This is a genomic window from Pseudomonas sp. 3MAES_34.3B, from assembly GCF_058145875.1.
Genome location: NZ_CM176960.1, coordinates 3,968,846 through 3,988,875, shown reverse-complemented (window position 1 = coordinate 3,988,875; position 20,030 = coordinate 3,968,846). Strand labels below are relative to the sequence as shown.

Here is a 20,030-nt window from a genome sequence, read left to right as displayed (position 1 = left end):
CTGCCGGGCGCTGCAAGGGCAAGGTGGCGCCCGCAGCCAGGGGCGCGCGTCTTCAGCGCACAGGCTGTATATGTGGGAACAGCAAATCCACGAAGCGTTCCGCGGTAGGGCGCGGCTCGTGGTTGGCCAGGCCAACCCGCTCATTGGCCTCGATGAACACATACTCGGGCTGGTCGGCGGCCGGCACCAGCAGGTCCAGCCCCACCACGGGGATGTCCAGGGCGCGCGCCGCATTGATCGCCGCCTCGCGCAGCACCGGGTGAAGGATATCGGTCACGTCCTCCAGATGCCCGCCCGTGTGCAGGTTGGCTGTCTTGCGCACCGCCAGGGCTTCTCCTTTGGGCAACACGCTGGTGTAGTCATACCCGGCCGCCTGGACGGTGCGCTCGGTTTCCCGGTCCAGCGGAATACGGCTTTCTCCACCGGTAGCTGCTTGGCGGCGGCGGCTCTGCGCTTCGATCAGCTCGCGAATGTTGTGCTGGCCATCGCCGACGATCTGCGCGGGGCGGCGGATGGCAGCAGCGACCACATCGAAGCCGATCACCACAATGCGCAGGTCGGCGCCTTCATGGAAGCTCTCCAGCAGCACGTGACTGTCGAACTGGCGGGCCACCTCGATAGCGGCCTGCACGTCTTCGAGCGTACGCAGGTCCACCGCCACGCCCATGCCTTGCTCGCCGTCGAGCGGCTTGACCACAATGCGGCCGTGCTCTTCGAGGAAGTCCTGGTTGTCGTCCGCGCTGCCAGCCAGTTGTTGCGCGGGCAATGACAGGCCCGCCGCCGCCAGCACCTTGTGGGTAAGGCTCTTGTCCTGGCACAGCATCACGCTGATGGAACTGGTGAGGTCGGAAAGGGACTCCCGGCAACGAATCCGCCGCCTGCCATGGCTGAGGGTGAACAGCCCATGCTCGGCATCGTCCACATTCACGTCGATACCGCGACGGTAAGCCTCGTCGACGATGATGCGTGCATAGGGGTTCAAGTCCGCAGCCGGCCCCGGGCCCAGGAACAGTTTCTGATTGATGCTGTTTTTGCACTTCACCGCGAAGGTAGGCAGCGTGCGGAAGCCCAGCTTGGCGTAGAGGTTCTTGGCCAGGCGGTTGTCGTGCATCACCGACAGGTCCAGGAAATTCAGGCCGCGGCTCATGAAGTGCTCTACCAAGTGGCGCACCAGCACTTCGCCCACGCCAGGGCGGGTGCACCGCGGATCCACGGCCAGGCACCATAGGCTGCTGCCGCCTTCCGGGTCCTGGAAAGCGGTGCGATGGTTCAAGCCCATCACACTGCCGATCACGCTGCCGTCGGTTTCATCCTCGGCCAGCCAGTACACCGGCCCGCCCTGGTGGCGGGGCGTAAGCAGCGCCGGGTCCACTGGCAGCATGCGCCGCTTGCGGTACAACTGGTTGATCGCTTCCCAGTCGTGCTCGGTGCAGGCGCGGCGGATGCGAAACCCACGAAACACCCGCTGCGCCGGGCGGTAGTCGTTGAACCAAAGGCGTAGCGTATCGGAAGGGTCCAGGAACAGCTGTTGCGGGGCCTGGGCCAATACCTGCTGAGGCGCTGCCACATACAGCGCGATGTCGCGCTCACCTGGGCTTTCCTGCAACAGTTCGGTCGCCAGTTCCTGCGGCGAAGGCCAGGTATGGCCCATCAGCAAGCGGCCCCAGCCGCAGTGCAACGGGCGCGGGCTGTCGGCCAACGGCACGCCGTCCTCGGCACACATGGCCTGCAGGCGTTCATAGGACGGTGGCTGGCCGCGTTGCAGGCGCTGGCTGACGGAATGTGGATGGGCTTTCATAACTTAGATTCCTTGTTCACTGAGCCACAGGTTCAGCGCCGCCAACTGCCATAGCTTGGAGCCGTGCAATGGGGTCAGCTGGCCGTGTGGATCGGTCAGCAGGGCATCGATGCGGGTAGGGTTGAACAGGCCTCGGTCGTGGCTGCTGTCCATCAGCAGGTCCCGTACCCAACCCAGGGTTGCGCCTTCCAGGTGCTTGAGGCCCGGCACGGGGAAATATCCCTTCTTGCGGTCGATCACTTCGCTGGGGATCACACGCCGCGCGGCTTCCTTGAGCACCTGTTTGCCGCCGCCTGGCAGTTTGAACTGGCCAGGGATGCGCGCGGACAGCTCCACTAGCCGGTAATCAAGGAATGGGGTGCGCGCTTCCAGCCCCCAGGCCATGGTCATGTTGTCCACCCGCTTGACCGGGTCGTCCACCAGCATCACGGTGCTGTCCAGGCGCAGCGCCTTGTCCACGGCGGCATCGGCGCCGGGCATGGCGAAGTGCTCGCGAACGAAGTCACCCGCGGCGTCATGATCCAGGCGCCAGCGCGGCTGCACGGTGTCGGCATACTCGGCGTAGTCGCGGTCGAAGAAGGCCTTGCGATACGCGGCATACGGGTCGCTGGCACCATCCACTTGCGGGTACCAGTGGTAACCGGCGAACAGCTCATCCGCGCCTTGGCCGCTCTGTACCACTTTGCAGTGTTTGGCGACCTCGCGGGACAGCAGGTAGAAGGCAATGCAGTCGTGGCTCACCATCGGTTCGCTCATGGCGCGGAAGGCGGCTGGCAACTGGTCGAGAATTTCCCCCTCGGCAATGCGCAGCTGATGGTGCTTCGTGCCGTAGTGGCGGGCGATCAGGTCGGAATATTCGAATTCGTTGCCACGCTCGCCGCCGGCGTCGTCGAAGCCGATCGAGAAGGTGGAGAGGTCCTCCACGCCCACTTCGCGCAGCAGGCCAACCAGCATGCTGGAATCCACGCCACCCGAAAGCAGCACGCCCACGTCCACGGCCGCGCGCTGGCGGATGGCCACGGCTTCGCGGGTAGCATCCAATACGCGATCCACCCAGCCTTCCAGGTTCAGGCCGCTTTCCTCGGCAGTGGGGCCGTAGGGCAGGGTCCACCACACTTTTTCCTCGGTGGTGCCGTCGGCGTCGATCCGCATCCAGGTGGCCGCTGGCAATTTCTGCACGTTGGCGAGGATGGTGCGGGGCGCGGGCACCACGGCATGGAAGTTCAGGTAGTGGTTAAGGCCGACCGGGTCCAGCATGGGGTCGATATCGCCGCCTTTGAGCAAGGCGGGGAGGGCGGAGGCGAAACGCAAGCGGCTGCCGTTGCGGGTCAGGTACAGCGGCTTTACACCCAAACGGTCGCGGGCCAGGAACAGGCGCTGGTTGTCCCGCTCCCACACGGCGAAGGCGAACATGCCGTTGAGCTTGGGCAGCAAGGCCTCGCCCCAAGCGTGATAGCCCTTGAGCAGCACTTCGGTGTCGCCGTCGGAGTAGAAGCTGTAGCCCAGCGCTTCCAGCTCTTTGCGCAGCTCGGGGTAGTTGTAGATGGCGCCGTTGAAGGCCAGCGCCAGGCCCAGCTGGCCGTCGACCATCGGCTGCGCGGAGCAGTCGGACAGGTCCATGATTTTCAGGCGACGGTGGCCGAAGGCAATCGGCCCCTGGCTATGGAAACCCCACGCATCCGGGCCACGCGGGGCGAGGTGATGGGTGATGCGCTCAATGGCGCCAAGGTCGGCCGGCTGGCGGTCGAAACGAAACTCTCCTGCGATTCCACACATGTAGCTTGAACCTTTGCTATAGGTTTTCGCGCTACTGGGGACGTGCGGGCGATGCGCCTGGAAAACGAAAAATCAGGCACAAGCCAGATCGCGCACGGCGTATTCAGCCAGTAGCGCAGGGGCCCTGCGGCGGCGAAGCGCTGGCAGGGGCTTGGCTTGTTGGAGGGCGGGAGGGGGCGGATCGTTCCGTTCGCCTTGCCCCTGTAGCAGCCGGCCTTAGCCGCGACCTGCATCCTGCCTCGCCTCCGTCAACCTCACAGTTCTGCCAGGTTGGCAACTGCTCCACCTTGGTTAGTCTCTGCACATATCCATTGGAGTGCCACCATGCTCTACGCCACCGACTCCTCGACCACCGTCAAAAAAAGGCTCACTGCTGGAGGCCGCGCCGAGGCGTTGCGTTTGTGCCCCTGGGGCAACGCTGCCCGAGGCTTCGCCGGTGCCGGGCTGCATGGCGAGCGGGGTGAAGGGATCGGGCTGTATATGTTAGGCGCAGGGTATCGTGGCTATATCCCATCGCTAAGGAGGTTTAACTCACCGGACAGTTGGAGCCCGTTTGGGCGGGGTGGGATCAATGCGTATGGGTTTTGTGGTGTGGACCCGGTGAATGGCAGAGATCCGACTGGGCATGCTCCCGTAGGTGCCTTGGCTGCGGGTATCTTTGAAACGGCATTCAGCCAATACGGAGTTGTGAAGAATCTTGCCGAGTATTTAAAGCCTTGGGACGTCGAGGCTCTTGGTAAGACGTCTAAGGTGATGCTCGACAGTGCCTCGCCCATCCGAGAAAAGTTGTTCTTGCAGTCCGCAGAAAAAGTGGCTGATGCTTTGCCTGTAATTAGTGATTTTTTTAATCCGCATAGTCATATGCTTGTTATTGGGAAGACTATTGATGAGCACTTTCCTATGCACGCTGACGCATACAGGCATCTGACGGGGATGAACCCTCGGGAGGCTAGAAATGTACATGAGGAGATGGTTTTTAGTCGTAACGCTAATTTTTATCTAGAAGGTCCGCTTCCGGAGCTGTTTTCACGACTTGAAAATGGGCTTTATAAAAATTTTCCGAGAGCCCGGAGAGGTACGGCAAAGTTTAGTGATCCTACAAGAAGGCACGATCGTCAGGTTTATAAGATGCGACACCATATATATGGTGATGATGTTAAAAAGGCTATTAAAAATGGAAGGTTTTAGAGTGTGCTTTTAATTTTTAATGGCCCTATATGACGTGACTTGTTTTATGTGATAGCGCGCATGCCTATCGCTGCTAGTTAGTCACTTGGCATTCAATTTGGCACCGCCATCGCTGATATCTTCCGCCAAGCCTCCAGCGCATCGAGCTCCATTGGCCGGGCCAGGTAGAAACCTTGCACCTCATGGCACCCCGCGCGGCGCAGGATCTCCAGGGTGTCGGCGGATTCGATGCCTTCGGCCACGATCCGGTAGCCCAGGCGCAGGCCAAGGCCGATCAGGGTTTCGACCAGGCGGCGGTCGCGGTCGTCGTTGCCGATGTTGCAGATCAACGAGCGGTCCAGCTTTACCGCCGTGGCGGGCAGTTGGCGCAGGTAGGTCCAGTTGCTGTAGCCGGTGCCGAAGTCGTCGAGGGCCACGTCGATACCGATCAGCCGCAGCCGCTCAAGCGGTCGCAAACCTGCGCCCCTGCCGGGCCGATCGCCGCCAAGGCGCGCTGCTACAGTGTTCGCCTTACCCCTGTAGCAGCCGGCCTTGGCCGCGACGGGGCCACGCGCTGTATGGGCTAAAGAAAGGCTACCGTCCGGCCCCCAGGGCTTGTAGCCCCTGCCGCCAAGCCTCCAGCGCATCGAGCTCCATCGGGCGCGCCAGGTGGAAGCCTTGCACTTCATGGCACCCCGCGCGGCGCAGTATTTCCAGCGTGTCGGCGGATTCGATGCCTTCGGCCACGATCCGATAGCCCAGGCGCAGGCCAAGGCCGATCAGGGTTTCGACCAGGCGGCGGTCGCGTTCGTCGTTGCCGATGTTGCAGATCAACGAGCGGTCCAGCTTCACGGCAGTGGCGGGCAGCTGGCGCAGGTAGGTCCAGTTGCTGTAGCCGGTACCGAAGTCGTCGATGGCCACGTCGATACCGATCAGCCGCAGCCGCTCAAGCTGTTCGCGCACCAGCTCGGGGCTCTGGCACAGGGCGCTCTCGGTGAACTCCAGTTCCAGCAACTCGGGCGGCAATCCGCTTTCGGCCAGCAGGGCCAGCAAGCTGTCCGTGAACTGGCTACCGTCCAGGTCTTCGGCCGACACGTTGACCGATACCTTCAAGCTTCGGCCCAGGCGGTGCCATCGGCTGGCTTGATCCACGGCCTGGCGGATCACCCACAGGCTGAGCGGGCGGATCATTGATGTGCGCTCGGCCAGCGGAATGAACTCGGCCGGGCTTACCGCACCCAGGAACGGGTGTTCCCAGCGCAACAGGGCTTCCACCGAAAGCATGTCGCCGGTATTGGCGTCGAAGCGTGGCTGGTACGCCAGGCGCAATTGCTCGGGGCTTTGCATGGCTTCGGCCAGCGCGCTCAGCAGCATGAAGGCACGCTGTTGAGCGCGCCCCAGCCCGGGTTGATACCAGCACCAGCCCTGGCCCTTGGTGCGGGCATCGTCCGAAGCGCTGACCACCATGCGTAGCCAGTCTGGCAGGCTCGCCTGGGCAGCGGTGAGTTCAATGGCGCCGATACCGATCTGCGTCTGGATCGGGATGCCGGCGCACATCAGCGGCCGCTTGAACCGCTGCACCACGCCAGCGAACAGCGTATCGGCGCTGGCGCCACGGTGGCTGTCCAGGAAAAAACCGAAGCGGGTTTGGCTGATCCGGTAGATGGCCGTGTGCGCGGGCAGCACCGCGGCCAGCTCATCACGCATGGCGAGCATCAGGTCCTGGGAGAACTGATAGCCCAGCGCTTTAACGATGTCGTTGAGCATCTGCGGCGACACCATGTCGATGGCCACCAGCGACTGCGCTGCCTGCCCGCGCCGGCTGATGATGTCTTGCTCCAGCCGGGCACGGTTCAGCATGCCGGTTTGCGGGTCGTGGAAGTTCAAGGCGCGAAGCGTAGCGATGCGCTGCATCACCAGCGCGGCAAAGCGGCGAAGCGCGGCCTCTTCACGTGGCGTAAGTGGAGGGCGTGGCGTGTTGTCGATCACGCAGAGGCTGCCCAGGCCCAGCCCGTCTTCGGTAATCAGCGGCATCCCGGCGTAAAACCGGATCCCCGGCGTACCGGTAACCAAGGGGTTTTGGCAAAAACGGTCATCCAGGTGTGCATCAGGGACCACGAACAACTCGTCCGAGAGGATCGCATACGTGCAGAAAGAAACGTCCCGCGGGGTTTCCTGCGCGCAAATGCCGCGGCTGGCCTTGAACCACTGCCGCTGCTCTTCGAGGATGGAGATCAAGGCGATAGGCGCGTTGAAATAGTCTTGCACCAGCTCGACGATGTCTTCGAATACCGGGTCCTGCGTGCCCTCCAGCAGGCAGAGCTCCGCTACACGACGCAGGCGGGCTGCTTCGTTGATCGGCATCGGCGGTGGCTGGATCATCAGGTGTTTTCCGCTGCGGACGAGGGGATCGGGTCCGTGATATCAGAATGCCCTCTCATGCTACAGCGTATCGGCTGCGTTAGCCTATCCTGCAGGTGCCATCGGTCGGAGGCAGCGCCGGGTCAACCTTTGCCGGCGCCTTTGGATAATTTCCGCACACTGAAACGATTCGGATGACAGCTTTCGGCGACATTGCTGGGTATCGGTAGCGGCTCATGCTCAAGCCAGGCAGCGATAAGTTCACCCGACAGCGGGGCGGTAATCAGCCCGCGCGAACCGTGCCCGCTGTTTACATAAAGCCCTGGCAGCCAGGGGCAAGGCGCGTCACAGGCTGCTCGGGCGTTGCGCTGCAATGCCTGATAGGCCTGATTGAAGGCGGCGGTATCGGCCACCGGGCCCACGATGGGCAGGTAGTCCGGGCTGGTGCAGCGCAAGCCCACCCGGCCATCCAGTTGCTCAGGCGCAGCCGGGGCGAGGCGCCGGGCCAGGTCAGGTGAAATGCCCTCCAGCAGCGCGAGGTTCTGCGTGTGCTCGGCAAAGCTGGGTTCGTTGTCCAGGCGCTGGAAGTCGAAGCTCGCGCCCAGGGTATGCTCCCCCAGCCGCGCCGGTGCTACGTAGCCTTCGGCACACACCACGGTGCTCAGGACCTTGCTTTGAGCAGTAGCGGGCAAGCGGGTGATCTGCCCGCGTATAGGCTTGAGTGGCAACTCGGCCGTGTGTTCGAAGGCACGCACCTGCGCCGCGCACGCCAGCACTGCGACAGGGGCGCTGGCGAGCACTTCATTCCCGGCCATGGCCTGCCAGCGCTCGTTCACTCGTTCCAGGCGCAGCACGTCCTGATGAGGCTTTACCGTGATGCCCGGATGGGCGACCAAGGCTGCGCATAAGGAAGGCGGATGCACCCAGCCACCTTCCGGAAAATACAGGCCACCAGAGGGCAGGGGGACGTTTGCAAGGCTGCTGGCCTCGGCGGCGCTTACCAGGCGTAGCAACCCCGGGGCGAAAGCATCGGCCAGGGCTTGCTGGCGGGTGGCGTCGGCAGCGGTGGTTGCCAGTTGCAGTACGCCGCAGCCGTCCCAATCGCAACCCTGTTGCAAGCGTTCCAGCCAGCGGCGGGTATAACCGAAACCGCTCACGATCAGTTGCGACAGTGCGGTGCCATGGGCGGAGAGTTTGAGGTACAGCACGCCCTGCGGATTGCCCGACGCTTCGGGGGCGATCTGCCCATGCCGCTCCAGCAGGGTGACCTTCCAGCCCCGCACCGCCAGGCTGTAGGCCGTGGCGCAGCCGGCCAGCCCGGCACCGATCACCAATGCTTCGCGTGGGCCCGGTACCGTAGGGGGGTAAGCGAACCATGGCTTGGCGGTGGGGGCGGCGGCAACATCCGGAGCGCCGATGAAATCCCCCCGCATGATTTCCCATTTCTTGCCTTGGCCTGGCAGCCGTTTCATCTTGAAGCCCACCGCAATCAGTCCCCGGCGCACCGTTCCCGCCGCGCTGAAGGTGCCAACGGTGGTGCCTTCCTGCGATAGCCGCCCCACCTCGGCAAACAGTTCGGGGGTCCACATGTCCGGGTTCTTCGCAGGGGCGAAACCGTCAAGGAACCACGCATCCACCTGTGCGCTCAGCTGGCTCAACTGGGCCTGGGCGTCGCCGATCAGCAGGGTCAGGGTTACCTGCCCCTGTGCGAACACCAGCCGCTGCGCACCTACGTGAATAGCCTGGTAAGCCCCCAGTAGCTGAGTGGCCCAGGGGGCGAGCTCAGGCCACAGCGCCAGCGCCCGCTGAAGGTCGTCCCGGGTAAGCGGGTATTTTTCGGTGCTCACGAAGTGCAGGCGCGCGCCTGGCCTGGCAGTAGCGTCGAACAGCCGCCAGGCCGCGAGGAAGTTCATGCCCGTGCCAAAGCCGGTTTCACCGATCACCAGGTGCTCTCCGTCAGCCAGCGCAGCGAAGCGGGCCTCCAGGCGGTTCTGCTCGAGGAATACGTAGCGGGTTTCCTCCAACGCCGCCTGGCTGGAAAAATACACGTCGCCAAACACGCGGGAACGCGGTTGGCCGTTTTCGTCCCAGTCGAGCTGGGCGGGGGTGATAGCGCTGGGCATGGGCTTGAGGGGTCGGCTTCGAACGGGCGCAGCATTCTGCCACAAGGCGCTGTCCAGATAAGCAGCCAAGGGAGGTCACCCATGTTTGAATCCGCCGAGATCGGCCATGCCGTGGACGATGAAACCTATAAGGCCGCGGTGCCCGCGTTACGCCAGGCACTGCTGGAAGCGCAATACGAACTCAAGGAGCAAGGCCGCTTTCCGGTGATCGTGCTGATCAACGGCATCGAGGGCGCGGGCAAGGGCGAAACCGTCAAGCTGCTCAGCGAATGGATGGACCCGCGCCTGATCGAGGTGCGCACCTTCGACCAGCAGACGGATGAGGAACTGGCCCGCCCACCGGTATGGCGTTACTGGCGGCAGCTGCCCGCCAAGGGCCGCATGGGCGTGTTCTTCGGCAACTGGTACAGCCAGATGATCCAGGGCCGTGTGCATGGTCACTTCAAGGACGCCGTACTGGACCAGGCGATCAACCAGGCCGAACGGCTGGAGCAGATGCTCTGCGATGAAGGCGCGCTGATCTTCAAGTTCTGGTTCCACCTGTCCAAGAAGCAGATGAAACACCGGCTCAAGTCGCTCAAGGACGACCCCCTGCACAGCTGGCGCATCAGCCCTCTGGATTGGCAGCAATCGAAAACCTACGACCGCTTCGTGCGCTACGGCGAGCGTGTATTGCGCCGCACCAGCCGCGAATACGCGCCCTGGCACGTGATCGAGGGCCAGGACAGCAATTACCGCAGCCTGGCCGTGGGCAAGATCCTGCTTGAAGGCCTGCAGGCCCGGTTAAACGCGCCGGAGCAGCCCGTTCAGCAGGCCGTCACGCCGCTGGGCGACAGCCTGGACCAGCGCACCCTGCTCGACGCGCTGAACATGACCCTGGCCCTGGACAAAAGCGACTACCAGCAGCAACTGATCGAGGAGCAGGCCCGGCTGGCCACGCTGTTGCGTCACAAGCACATGCGCCGGCACGCGTTGGTGGCGGTATTCGAGGGCAACGACGCTGCCGGCAAGGGTGGTGCGATCCGCCGGGTAGCGGCGGCGCTGGACCCTCGGCAGTACCACATCATTCCCATTGCTGCGCCCACCGAAGAGGAGCGCGCACAGCCCTACCTCTGGCGGTTCTGGCGACACATCCCGGCGCGGGGGCAGTTCACCATCTTCGACCGCTCCTGGTATGGCCGGGTGCTGGTGGAGCGGGTAGAAGGCTTCTGCCAGCCGGCGGACTGGCTGCGTGCGTATAGCGAAATCAACGATTTCGAAGAGCAGCTCACCGACGCCGGGGTGGTGGTGGTGAAGTTCTGGCTGGCGATCGACGAGCAAACCCAGCTGGAGCGCTTCAAGGAACGGGAGGAAACGCCGTTCAAGCGCTACAAGATCACCGAGGACGACTGGCGCAACCGTAACAAATGGCCGCAATACCGGGAGGCCGTGGGCGATATGGTGGACCGTACCAGCACCGAAATTGCCCCGTGGACGCTGATCGAGGCCAATGACAAGCGCTGGGCGCGGGTGAAGGTGTTACGCACAATCAACGACGCCCTGGAGAAGGCTTTCCGTAAGCACCGTTGACTTATGCCTGGCTTTGAGCGATGGATGGGCTTCCAGCACTGTTCAAGGACACCACCATGAGCTTGTCGCCTTTCCATCTGGCCATTCCGGTTTACGACCTTCCCGCTGCCCGGCACTTCTACGGCGAAGTGTTCGGCCTGGCGGAAGGTCGCTCCAGCGATCATTGGGTCGATTTCAACTTTTACGGCCACCAGTTGGTGATCCACGAACACCCGCGCACCGCCTCCCAGGAGGCCGCCCACACCAACGCCGTGGACGGCCACGACGTGCCGGTGCCGCATTTCGGCATCGTGCTGGGTTGGGAAGAGTGGGAGGCCCTGGCCAACCGCCTGCGCGCTCGGGAAACGCGCTTCGTGATCGAACCCTATGTGCGGTTCCAGGGGCAGGTGGGCGAACAGGCAACCATGTTCCTCTTCGACCCCTGCGGCAATGCCCTTGAATTCAAGGCGTTCAAGGACATGAGCCAGTTGTTTGCTGTGTAGCCCTCATTCGCGAGCTCCGCCTGCGGCTTCGCCCATCCCCTACGCCCTCGCAGTTCACTCTGTGGGAAGCGGCGGGGCCGGCCATCCGGCGCCAGCTCGCGAATGAATCGCTACGCGCTCTGCGCTTGTTCCGGATTGCGGCTATGCCCAGCGGTACGCTCTATATACATCTCGCTCTCCCGTAGCGCTTCTTCCCGGCTGGGGAAGGGGCCTTCGAGGGTGTTTTCCCGGGTGCTGAAGAAAAAGTTGCCGTTGATCAGGGTGAACCGATCACTGCGAAAGTGAGTGGCGGGGGCGGGTTCTTCTGCGCGTTTGCCGAACATGGTGATCTCCGAACGAACTGAAAGCCGAAGGTGTGGCCTGCCCGCCAAACCGGCGGGCAGGGCAGGGCATTGTTAGCCTTGGCTACCGGCGCCGAGCATGTTCTCGGGCCGTACCCATTGGTCGAACTGCTCATCGGTGAGGTAGCCCAGGTCCAGCGCGGCCTGGCGCAGGGTCAGGTTTTCACCATACGCCTTCTTGGCGATCTGCGCGGCCTTGTCGTAGCCGATGTGTGGGTTGAGCGCGGTCACCAGCATCAGGCCGCGTTCCAGGTGCTCGGCCATCTTGTCGGCATCGGCTTCCAGGCCGGCGATGCAGTGGGTATTGAAGTTGCGGCAGCCGTCAGCCAGCAAGCGGATGGATTGCAGCAGGTTATGGATGATCACCGGCTTGTACACGTTCAACTGCAGGTGGCCCTGGCTGGAGGCGAATCCGATGGTCACGTCGTTGCCCAGTACCTGGCACGCCAGCATCGACAGCGCCTCGCATTGGGTAGGGTTCACTTTGCCCGGCATGATCGAGCTGCCAGGCTCGTTGGCCGGCAAGCGCACCTCGGCCAAGCCACCGCGTGGGCCCGAGCCCAGCAGGCGCAGGTCGTTGGCAAGTTTCATCAGGGCCACGGCCAGTGTTTTCAGCGCGCCCGCGAGGGTGACCAGCGGCTCGTGGCCGGAGAGGGCCGCGAACTTGTTCGGGGCGGTCACAAAGGGCTGGCCCGACAGCGCCGCGATTTCCGCGGCAATGGCCTCGGCAAACCCGGACGGCGCGTTCAGGCCTGTGCCCACGGCGGTCCCGCCTTGCGCCAGCTCGTACACGCCCGGCAAGGCAGCGCGAATGGCTTGCTGCGCGTAGTCGAGCTGGGCGACGAACGCCGACAGCTCCTGGCCAAAGGTAATAGGCGTGGCATCCATCATGTGGGTGCGGCCGGTTTTCACCAACTGCATGTGGCGCGCCGACAGCTCGGCCAGGCCTGCTGAAAGCTCCGCTACCCCGGGCAAGAGGTCGTTCTGCACCGCCTTGGCCGCCGCGATGTGCATGGCCGTGGGGAAACAGTCATTGGAGCTTTGCGAACGGTTCACGTGGTCGTTGGGGTGCACCGGGCTCTTGCCGCCGCGGCCTTGGCCGGCCAGCTCGTTGGCACGCCCGGCGATCACCTCGTTCACGTTCATGTTGCTCTGGGTGCCGCTGCCGGTTTGCCACACCACCAGAGGGAATTGGGTATCGTGCTCGCCCGCCAGCACTTCGTCGGCGGCTTGCTCGATCAGGTTGGCAACATCTGGCGGCAGGTCGCCGCTGCGGCTGTTGACCCGGGCCGCGGCCTTCTTGATAAGCGCCAGGGCGTGCACCACGTCCAGCGGCATGCGCTGCTCGCCGATGGCGAAGTTGATCAGCGAACGCTGGGTTTGTGCGCCCCAGTAGCAGTCTTCGGGGACGTCGATCTGGCCAATGCTGTCTGTTTCGATGCGGGTCATTGCGTTCTCGCTCGTGCAGGTTCGACAGCCAGTTTAGGCGCATTCCAGCGGGCGGGGTTCCCTGTTTTCGGCACTGCCCCGGGCTGGCGCTCGTCAGTGAGGGTTGAGTGGCCGGTTGGGTTGGGCGCAGAATGGCCCGCTCCGGGGTTTGCCCCAATCGCCATAGTAAGGAAAACCGATGAATCGAGTTCGCGCCCTTTGCACAGCGGCCGTTCTGGCCTGCGCCGGGCCGGTGATGGCCGATACCGCCAGCCACAACGCCAGCGCGGAAGCCTTCCTGATGATGGCTCATGCGGACAAGCTCGGCACGCCGGTGTACATGCAGGTGCAACAGATGTTTGCCCAGCGTTTCGCCCAGGCCAACGCGCCAGAATCGAAAAAGGCCACCCTGGAAAGCTACCAGGCCAAGGCCAACGCCGCGCTGGACCAGGCCATTGGCTGGGACAAGGTCAAGCCGGACATGATCAAGCTGTACACCGACAACTTCAGCGAGCAGGAGCTCAAAGACCTGGTCAAGTTCTACAAATCGCCGCTGGGGCAGAAAGTGCTGCAGACCATGCCCAAGGTTACCCAGCAGTCGGTGGAGCTGAGCCAGCAACACCTGGAGCCTGCCGTGCCAGTGGTAAACAAGCTGCTTGCCGACATGACCGCTGAAATCACCCCGCCCAAGGCCGACGATGCGGCGAAGGGTGCCGAGCCCGCCAAGAAGAAGTAACCGCCATGACCATGCAAACCCGCATCGAGCACACGTTGGGCCTGTTGCAGCCGCAGCACCTGCAAGTGTTGGATGAAAGCCACATGCACAGCCGTGGCCAGCAAACCCACTACAAGGCCGTGGTGGTGAGCGAGCGTTTCCAGGGGCTCAACAGCGTGAAGCGCCACCAATTGGTGTACGGCACGCTGGGCGAGCTGATGGGCGAGTTCCATGCGCTGGCCTTGCACACCTACACCCCTGAGGAGTGGGCGGCACAGGGCGTGGCGCCGGCCTCGCCGGTGTGCGCGGGCGGGCATTGATCCGCGGCAACACACAGGCGCTTGTCCCTTTGCTAGAATGCGCGCCGCCCGGGCCTGCCCGGCGCGCGTATTCGTGACCTGCCTGGTCCGCCCTTTGCGAGGGCGACCACCTGGAGAAGCAAAGATGACCCACCCTATCGTCGTGGCGGCGCTATACAAGTTCGTCACCCTCGAAGACTACGTCGAGCTGCGCGAGCCCCTGCTCAAGGTGCTGCTGGACAACGACATCAAAGGCACCCTGTTGCTGGCCGACGAAGGCATCAACGGCACGGTGTCGGGCACACGCGGTGCCATCGATAACCTGCTGGCCTGGCTGCGCAGCGATCCTCGCCTGGTTGATGTGGACCACAAGGAATCGTACTGCGACGAGCAGCCGTTCTACCGCACCAAGGTCAAGCTCAAGAAAGAAATCGTCACCCTGGGCGTGCCAGGCGTGAACCCGAACACGCGCGTGGGCACCTACGTGGAGCCGCAGGACTGGAACGCCCTGATCAGCGACCCTGAAGTGCTGTTGATCGACACCCGCAACGACTACGAAGTGGCCATCGGCACCTTCGAGGGCGCCGTCGACCCGAAGACCGAAACCTTCCGCGAGTTCCCGGAGTACATCAAGGCTCACTTCGACCCGGCCCGCCATAAAAAGGTAGCGATGTTCTGCACCGGCGGTATCCGCTGTGAAAAGGCCTCCAGTTACATGCTGGGCGAGGGGTTCGAAGAGGTGTACCACCTCAAGGGCGGCATCCTCAAATACCTCGAAGAAGTGCCTCAGGAAGAAAGCAAGTGGCAGGGCGACTGCTTTGTTTTCGATAATCGCGTAACGGTGCGTCACGACCTGACCGAAGGCGACTATGATCAGTGCCACGCCTGTCGTATGCCGATCAGCGCCGAGGATCGCCAATCCCCGCACTATGCGCCCGGTATCAGTTGTGGCCATTGCTGGGACAGCCTGAGCGAGAAAACCCGCCGCAGCGCCATCGACCGGCAGAAGCAGATCGAGCTGGCCAAGGCGCGTAACCAACCCCACCCTATCGGCTACAACTACCGCAAAACAACCGAGGCCTGAGCCATGTCCAGCCGTCTGGTATATGTGATGGACCCGCTGTGTTCCTGGTGCTGGGGCTTTGCCCCTACCGTGCAGGCGCTCATCGACCAGGCGGCAGAGGCTGGAATTCATACCCGCCTGGTGCTTGGCGGCCTGCGCACTGGCCAGACGGCGCTCGACAGCGGTACCCGTGGGCGCATTCTCGAGCACTGGCATAGTGTAGAGGCAACGACCGGGCAGCCCTTTCGCTTCGAAGGGGCAATGCCGCCGGGGTTTGTGTACGACACCGAGCCCGCCTGCCGGGCCGTGGTCGCCGTGCGGCGGATCGATGAACAACTGGCCTGGCCGATGGCCAGAGGTATCGCCCAGGCGTTCTATCGCGATGGTGAGGACGTGACCCGCACCGCCACCCTTGTGGATGTGGCCGAAGCCGCCGGCGTCTCGCGTATCCGTTTCGCTGAAACCTTCGACCTGGCCGCCACTGCTCAGGCCACCCAGGCCGACTTCAGCTGGTCACATTCGTTGGGTATCTCTGGCTTTCCCACACTGCTTGCCGAACGCGATCGGCAGTTCGCTTTGCTCACTAATGGCTACCAGCCACTGGAGGAACTGGCGCCCTTGCTGGCACGTTGGCTAGAACGTGCCACCGCGCTATAGTCCCCCCGGTGTCGCTTCGCCCCCGGGCGCGGCCTGGGCACGGATTAAGGTGTAGCAAGGCCGCAGGTGCTGTCAGTGCTGGCCGCGGTGCGCTGAATGTGTGCCGGGACGTGGTTCGCGTGTGTCCCGGCTCTGCGTTGTAAAGGATCACATGAAGCAGAATCGGACGCTCGAAACGCCAAGACTCATCAGCATTGCCTGGCCATTCATCGCCGTTGTGCTGCTTCTGGCATTGCTCGGTTGTATCAGCCTCTATGCCTTGTCGGCCGTGCGCGGTTACGTCGCGGGCGAGAGCCTGTGGTCCAAGGGCCAGAAAGACGCCATTTTCTACCTTAGCCTGTACGCCGATAACCGCGACGAGCAGGTGTTCGACAAATACCGCGCGGCCATGGCCGTGCCGGAAGGCAGCCGCGACCTGCGCTTTGCCCTGGACCAGCCGCACCCGGATGTGGACCAGGCCCGACGTGGCTTGCTGCAGGGCGGCACGCACCCGGATGACTTCGACGGTGTGATCTGGCTGTTCCTCAATTTCCGTCACATTTCCTACTTCTCCCGCGCCATAGACCTCTGGACCATTGGCGACCGCTACCTCGACCAGCTCGACAGCATCGCCACCCAGATGCATGGGGCAATAGAGGCGGGTACTGCGTCCGACGCAGACATGACGCGCTGGAAGGGTGAAATCGTGGCCCTCAACGATGCCGTGACCCCCGCGGCCAAGGCATTCAGCGATGCGTTGGGCGAGGGGTCGCGGGTACTCCAGCGGCTGTTGATCGCCACCAACTTGATCACCGCCTTCGTACTGATCGGCCTGGCGTTGTGGATCACCCGCAAGCTGCTCATCCAGCGCCATAACATGGCCGCCGCGCTGCAGCTGGAGAAGGAACGCGCCCAGGTGACCCTGGCGTCTATCGGCGACGGGGTGATCGCCACGGACGTGACCGGCGCCATTGCCTACATGAACCCGGCGGCCGAGCAGCTCACCCATTGGAAAGCCGAGCAGGCGGCGGGCTTGCCCCTGGCGGCGCTGTTCAACCTGCTGGACGAAAACGCCGAGCAGGACAGCTTCACCCTGATCGAGCGCATCCTGGGTGGGCAGCTCAAGGGCGGCAGCGAGCATGCCAAGTTGATCCAGCGGTTGGATGGCAGCACGGTCTCGGTAACCCTGGTAGGCGCGCCTATTCGCACTGAGGGGCGGATCAGCGGCGCGGTGCTGGTGCTGCACGACATGACCCAGGAGCGGCAATACATCGCCAACCTGTCCTGGCAGGCCAGCCATGACGCCTTGACCGGTTTGGCCAACCGCCGTGAGTTCGAGCTGCGGCTGGAACAGGCCCTCACCCGCATGGCCAGTGGCAAGGGCCGTCACTCGCTGATGTTCCTGGACCTGGATCAGTTCAAGCTGGTGAATGATACCTGCGGCCACGCGGCGGGGGATGAGCTGCTGCGGCACATTTGTGCCGTGCTGGCCTCCGGCCTGCGCGAAACCGATACCCTGGCGCGCCTGGGTGGCGACGAATTCGGTGTGCTGCTGGAGGACTGCCCGCCCGAGCAGGCCGAGCGCATCGCCGAATACCTGCGCGAAAGCGTGCACAGCCTGCACTTCGTGTGGAAGGGCCGGCCCTTCATGACCTCGGTGAGCATTGGCCTGGTGCACCTCAACCTGCTGCCGGCCACCCTGGAGCTTTCTCTGCGCGCCGCGGACATGGCCTGCTACATGGCCAAGGAAAAAGGCCGTAACCGGGTACAGGTGTACCACGCGGACGATTCCGAGGTGTCCACACGCTTCGGGGAAATGGCCTGGATACAACGGTTGCGGCTGGCGCTTGAAGAGGACCGCTTCACCCTCTACGCGCAGGAAATCGCCTTGTTGGGCAACGAGCACCGCGGTGCAGGCCACGCGCGGCATGTGGAGATCCTGCTGCGCCTGCACGACGAGAGCGGGCGAATGATCCTGCCAGACACCTTTATTCCCGCGGCGGAGCGCTACGGCCTGATGACGGCCCTGGACCGGTGGGTGGTAAAGAGCGTGTTCGGGATCATTCGCCAGGCCATGGATCAGGGAGGCGACGAACCGTTGGCCGTATGTGCCATTAACTTGTCCGGGATCAGTATCGGGGACGACGATTTCCTTGATTATCTGCGCGAACAATTCCGGCGGTTCGCCATTGCGCCGCATTTGATCTGCTTCGAAATCACTGAAACCAGCGCCATTTCCAATCTCGGCAGCGCCATCCGTTTCATCAATGAACTCAAAGCACTGGGTTGCCTGTTCTCGCTCGATGATTTCTGTGCCGGTATGTCGTCTTTCGCCTACCTCAAGCATTTGCCGGTGGATTTCCTCAAGATCGACGGCAGCTTCGTGAAGGACATGCTGGACGACCCGATCAATCGGGCAATGGTGGAAGTGATCAATCACATCGGCCATGTGATGGGCAAGCGCACCATCGCCGAGTTCGTTGAAACGCCCTTGATCGAGCAGGCCTTGATGGAGATAGGGGTGGATTACGCCCAGGGTTACCTGATCGAGCGCCCTCGCTTGTTTACCTGCGAAAGCCTCAGGACCGCGGCAAAGGCCCGTGTTACGCCGTGAATCGTTGTGGATGCATGCGGTAGTTTTTCACCAACAGAAAGGAAGTTGTCGATGAATGATGTAGCAGACTCAGGTTTCACCCGCACCGGGCCACTGATGGAGGCCAGTAGCTACCCGGCATGGGCCCAGCAATTGTTGCGCGATTGCAGCATTGCCAAACGGCGCGTGGTGCAGCATGAGCTTTACCAGCGGATGCGTGATAACAAGCTCAGCGCCGCGACCATGCGGCAGTACCTCATCGGCGGCTGGCCGGTGGTTGAGCAGTTCTCCCTGTACATGGCCCAGAACCTCACCAAAACCCGCTTCGGCCGCCACCCGGGCGAAGACATGGCCCGCCGTTGGCTTATGCGCAACATTCGCGTGGAACTCAACCATGCCGACTACTGGGTAAACTGGTGCGCCGCCCATGGCGTGAGCCTGGAAGACCTGCAGGCACAAAAAGTGCCGCCAGAGCTACAGTCCCTGAGCCACTGGTGCTGGCAAACCTGCGCTACCGACCCGCTGGTGATCGCCATGGCGGCCACCAACTACGCTATCGAAGGTGCCACCGGTGAGTGGTCCGCGGTGGTGTGTTCCAGCGACGTGTACGCCAATGCGTTCCCGGAAGAAGCCCGCAAGCGCGCCATGAAGTGGCTGAAAATGCACGCCCAGTACGACGACGCCCACCCGTGGGAAGCGCTGGAGATCATCTGCACCCTGGCCGGCAACAACCCGCCCCAGGCCCTGCAGAACGACCTGCGCAAGGCCATCTGCAAGAGCTACGACTACATGTTCCTGTTCCTGGAGCGTTGCATGGAGCTGGAGCACAAGGCCGTGCGCCGCGAGCCCGAAGCGGTGGTGTAACCGTACCGAACCTGGTGGGAGCCGGGCGCAGCCGCAAGGCGGAGCTCGCGAATAAGCGCGTTACCTCGCATCCAGCGCCTGGCCATTCACGCCGGCGCTGTCAGGCCCCATCAGGTACAGGTACGCCGGCATGATCTCTTCCGGCGTAGGGTTGCGGCTAGGGTCTTCGGTGGGGTAGGCCTGGGCGCGCATGTCGGTGCGGGTGCCTCCCGGGTTCAGGCTGTTGGCGCGGATCAGCGAGCTGCCATCGGATTCATCCGCCAGGGTTTGCATCAGGCCTTCCGTGGCGAACTTGGACACGGCATACGCCCCCCACTGTGCGCGGCCTTTACGGCCCACGCTGCTGGAGGTGAATATCACCGAGGCGTCCTTGGAGCGGTGCAGCAGCGGCAGCATGGCCCGGGTGAGCATGAAGGTCGCGTTGACGTTCACCTGCATCACCTGGATGAAATCGGCGTCGGGTATTTCGTCCAGGCTGGCCCGCGGCCCCAGGATCGAGGCGTTGTGGAGCAATCCATCCAGGCGGTCGAACTGCTTTTCGATCGCCACTTCCAGCTGTTCGTAATCCGCCGTTCTCGCGGTTTCCAGGTCCAGCGTATACACCATCGGCGTGCCATGGCCGGCATGGCGAATGCGCAGGGCCACGTTCTCGAGATGGGAGCGGGTTTTACCTAAAAGAATGACCTGCGCGCCATGCCTGGCATACGCCTGTGCGGCCGCCGCGCCGATGCCGCGGCCGGCACCGGTGACCAGGATTACCCGGTCAGCCAGCAGGTTCGGGGGTGCCTGATAATCGAACATCGCGCGTCTCCTTG

17 protein-coding genes are annotated in these 20,030 nt (G+C 63.2%); 9 read left to right on the top strand and 8 right to left on the bottom strand.

Annotation, left to right across the window (positions count from 1 at the left end; translation table 11 throughout):
* Nucleotides 1–52 precede the first annotated feature (52 nt).
* Complete coding sequence (gene ngg, locus AC3Z8Y_RS17670; RefSeq protein WP_490086920.1) at nucleotides 53–1,798, bottom strand: N-acetylglutaminylglutamine synthetase; 1,746 nt, start codon at nucleotides 1,796–1,798, stop codon at nucleotides 53–55.
* A 3-nt stretch (nucleotides 1,799–1,801) separates the two neighbouring features.
* Nucleotides 1,802–3,574, bottom strand: coding sequence for an N-acetylglutaminylglutamine amidotransferase (locus AC3Z8Y_RS17665; RefSeq protein WP_490086919.1), 1,773 nt, complete (start codon nucleotides 3,572–3,574; stop codon nucleotides 1,802–1,804).
* Nucleotides 3,575–3,898: 324 nt separating this feature from the next.
* Here AC3Z8Y_RS17665 and AC3Z8Y_RS17660 point away from each other — a divergent pair, with 324 nt between their 5' ends.
* A complete protein-coding gene (locus AC3Z8Y_RS17660; protein ID WP_490086918.1) occupies nucleotides 3,899–4,762 on the top strand; it encodes an RHS repeat-associated core domain-containing protein in 864 nt (287 codons plus the stop codon).
* Nucleotides 4,763–4,854: 92 nt separating this feature from the next.
* Here AC3Z8Y_RS17660 and AC3Z8Y_RS17655 read toward each other — a convergent pair whose 3' ends face one another.
* From AC3Z8Y_RS17655 to mnmC, 3 genes are all read right to left on the bottom strand, one after another.
* Nucleotides 4,855–5,217, bottom strand: coding sequence for an EAL domain-containing protein (locus AC3Z8Y_RS17655; RefSeq protein WP_490086917.1), 363 nt, complete (start codon nucleotides 5,215–5,217; stop codon nucleotides 4,855–4,857).
* A gap of 118 nt (nucleotides 5,218–5,335) precedes the next feature.
* The gene (locus tag AC3Z8Y_RS17650) at nucleotides 5,336–7,123 is read right to left on the bottom strand and encodes a sensor domain-containing phosphodiesterase (protein WP_490086916.1); all 1,788 of its coding nucleotides are present in this window, start codon (nucleotides 7,121–7,123) and stop codon (nucleotides 5,336–5,338) included.
* 122 nt (nucleotides 7,124–7,245) lie between these two features.
* A complete protein-coding gene (mnmC, locus tag AC3Z8Y_RS17645) occupies nucleotides 7,246–9,225 on the bottom strand; it encodes a bifunctional tRNA (5-methylaminomethyl-2-thiouridine)(34)-methyltransferase MnmC2/FAD-dependent 5-carboxymethylaminomethyl-2-thiouridine(34) oxidoreductase MnmC1 (protein WP_490090028.1) in 1,980 nt (659 codons plus the stop codon).
* An 81-nt stretch (nucleotides 9,226–9,306) separates the two neighbouring features.
* Between mnmC and pap the strand changes: the two genes are divergently transcribed.
* A complete protein-coding gene (gene pap / locus AC3Z8Y_RS17640; RefSeq protein ID WP_490086915.1) occupies nucleotides 9,307–10,794 on the top strand; it encodes a polyphosphate:AMP phosphotransferase in 1,488 nt (495 codons plus the stop codon).
* Nucleotides 10,795–10,850: 56 nt separating this feature from the next.
* Nucleotides 10,851–11,276 carry a VOC family protein gene (locus tag AC3Z8Y_RS17635; protein ID WP_490086914.1) on the top strand — a complete coding sequence of 142 codons (426 nt, stop codon included), beginning with the start codon at nucleotides 10,851–10,853 and terminating at the stop codon, nucleotides 11,274–11,276.
* A 110-nt stretch (nucleotides 11,277–11,386) separates the two neighbouring features.
* On the opposite strand, the gene AC3Z8Y_RS17630 is transcribed toward AC3Z8Y_RS17635, so the two are convergent.
* Together AC3Z8Y_RS17630 and AC3Z8Y_RS17625 are read right to left on the bottom strand one after the other, a co-directional pair.
* A complete protein-coding gene (locus AC3Z8Y_RS17630; RefSeq protein ID WP_490086913.1) occupies nucleotides 11,387–11,599 on the bottom strand; it encodes a DUF6316 family protein in 213 nt (70 codons plus the stop codon).
* A 72-nt stretch (nucleotides 11,600–11,671) separates the two neighbouring features.
* Complete coding sequence (locus AC3Z8Y_RS17625) at nucleotides 11,672–13,066, bottom strand: class II fumarate hydratase (RefSeq protein WP_490086912.1); 1,395 nt, start codon at nucleotides 13,064–13,066, stop codon at nucleotides 11,672–11,674.
* Nucleotides 13,067–13,244: 178 nt separating this feature from the next.
* On the opposite strand from AC3Z8Y_RS17625, the gene AC3Z8Y_RS17620 reads away from it, so the two are divergent.
* The 6 genes from AC3Z8Y_RS17620 to AC3Z8Y_RS17595 all read left to right on the top strand — a co-directional run bounded on the left by AC3Z8Y_RS17620 (nucleotide 13,245) and on the right by AC3Z8Y_RS17595 (nucleotide 19,215).
* Nucleotides 13,245–13,781, top strand: a complete 537-nt coding sequence (locus AC3Z8Y_RS17620) for a DUF2059 domain-containing protein (protein WP_181111569.1) — start codon at nucleotides 13,245–13,247, stop codon at nucleotides 13,779–13,781.
* A gap of 5 nt (nucleotides 13,782–13,786) precedes the next feature.
* Nucleotides 13,787–14,080 carry a BolA family protein gene (locus AC3Z8Y_RS17615; RefSeq protein ID WP_181119981.1) on the top strand — a complete coding sequence of 98 codons (294 nt, stop codon included), beginning with the start codon at nucleotides 13,787–13,789 and terminating at the stop codon, nucleotides 14,078–14,080.
* A 124-nt stretch (nucleotides 14,081–14,204) separates the two neighbouring features.
* Nucleotides 14,205–15,143 carry an oxygen-dependent tRNA uridine(34) hydroxylase TrhO gene (gene trhO, locus AC3Z8Y_RS17610; RefSeq protein WP_490086911.1) on the top strand — a complete coding sequence of 313 codons (939 nt, stop codon included), beginning with the start codon at nucleotides 14,205–14,207 and terminating at the stop codon, nucleotides 15,141–15,143.
* 3 nt (nucleotides 15,144–15,146) lie between these two features.
* Complete coding sequence (locus tag AC3Z8Y_RS17605) at nucleotides 15,147–15,779, top strand: DsbA family protein (protein WP_490086910.1); 633 nt, start codon at nucleotides 15,147–15,149, stop codon at nucleotides 15,777–15,779.
* 151 nt (nucleotides 15,780–15,930) lie between these two features.
* Entirely contained in the window at nucleotides 15,931–18,372 is a 2,442-nt protein-coding gene (locus tag AC3Z8Y_RS17600) for an EAL domain-containing protein (protein WP_490086909.1), read from the top strand.
* 51 nt (nucleotides 18,373–18,423) lie between these two features.
* Nucleotides 18,424–19,215, top strand: coding sequence for an iron-containing redox enzyme family protein (locus tag AC3Z8Y_RS17595; RefSeq protein ID WP_490086908.1), 792 nt, complete (start codon nucleotides 18,424–18,426; stop codon nucleotides 19,213–19,215).
* Between the two features lie 60 nt (nucleotides 19,216–19,275).
* Here AC3Z8Y_RS17595 and AC3Z8Y_RS17590 read toward each other — a convergent pair whose 3' ends face one another.
* Nucleotides 19,276–20,016, bottom strand: coding sequence for a YciK family oxidoreductase (locus AC3Z8Y_RS17590; RefSeq protein ID WP_490086907.1), 741 nt, complete (start codon nucleotides 20,014–20,016; stop codon nucleotides 19,276–19,278).
* Nucleotides 20,017–20,030 lie beyond the last annotated feature (14 nt).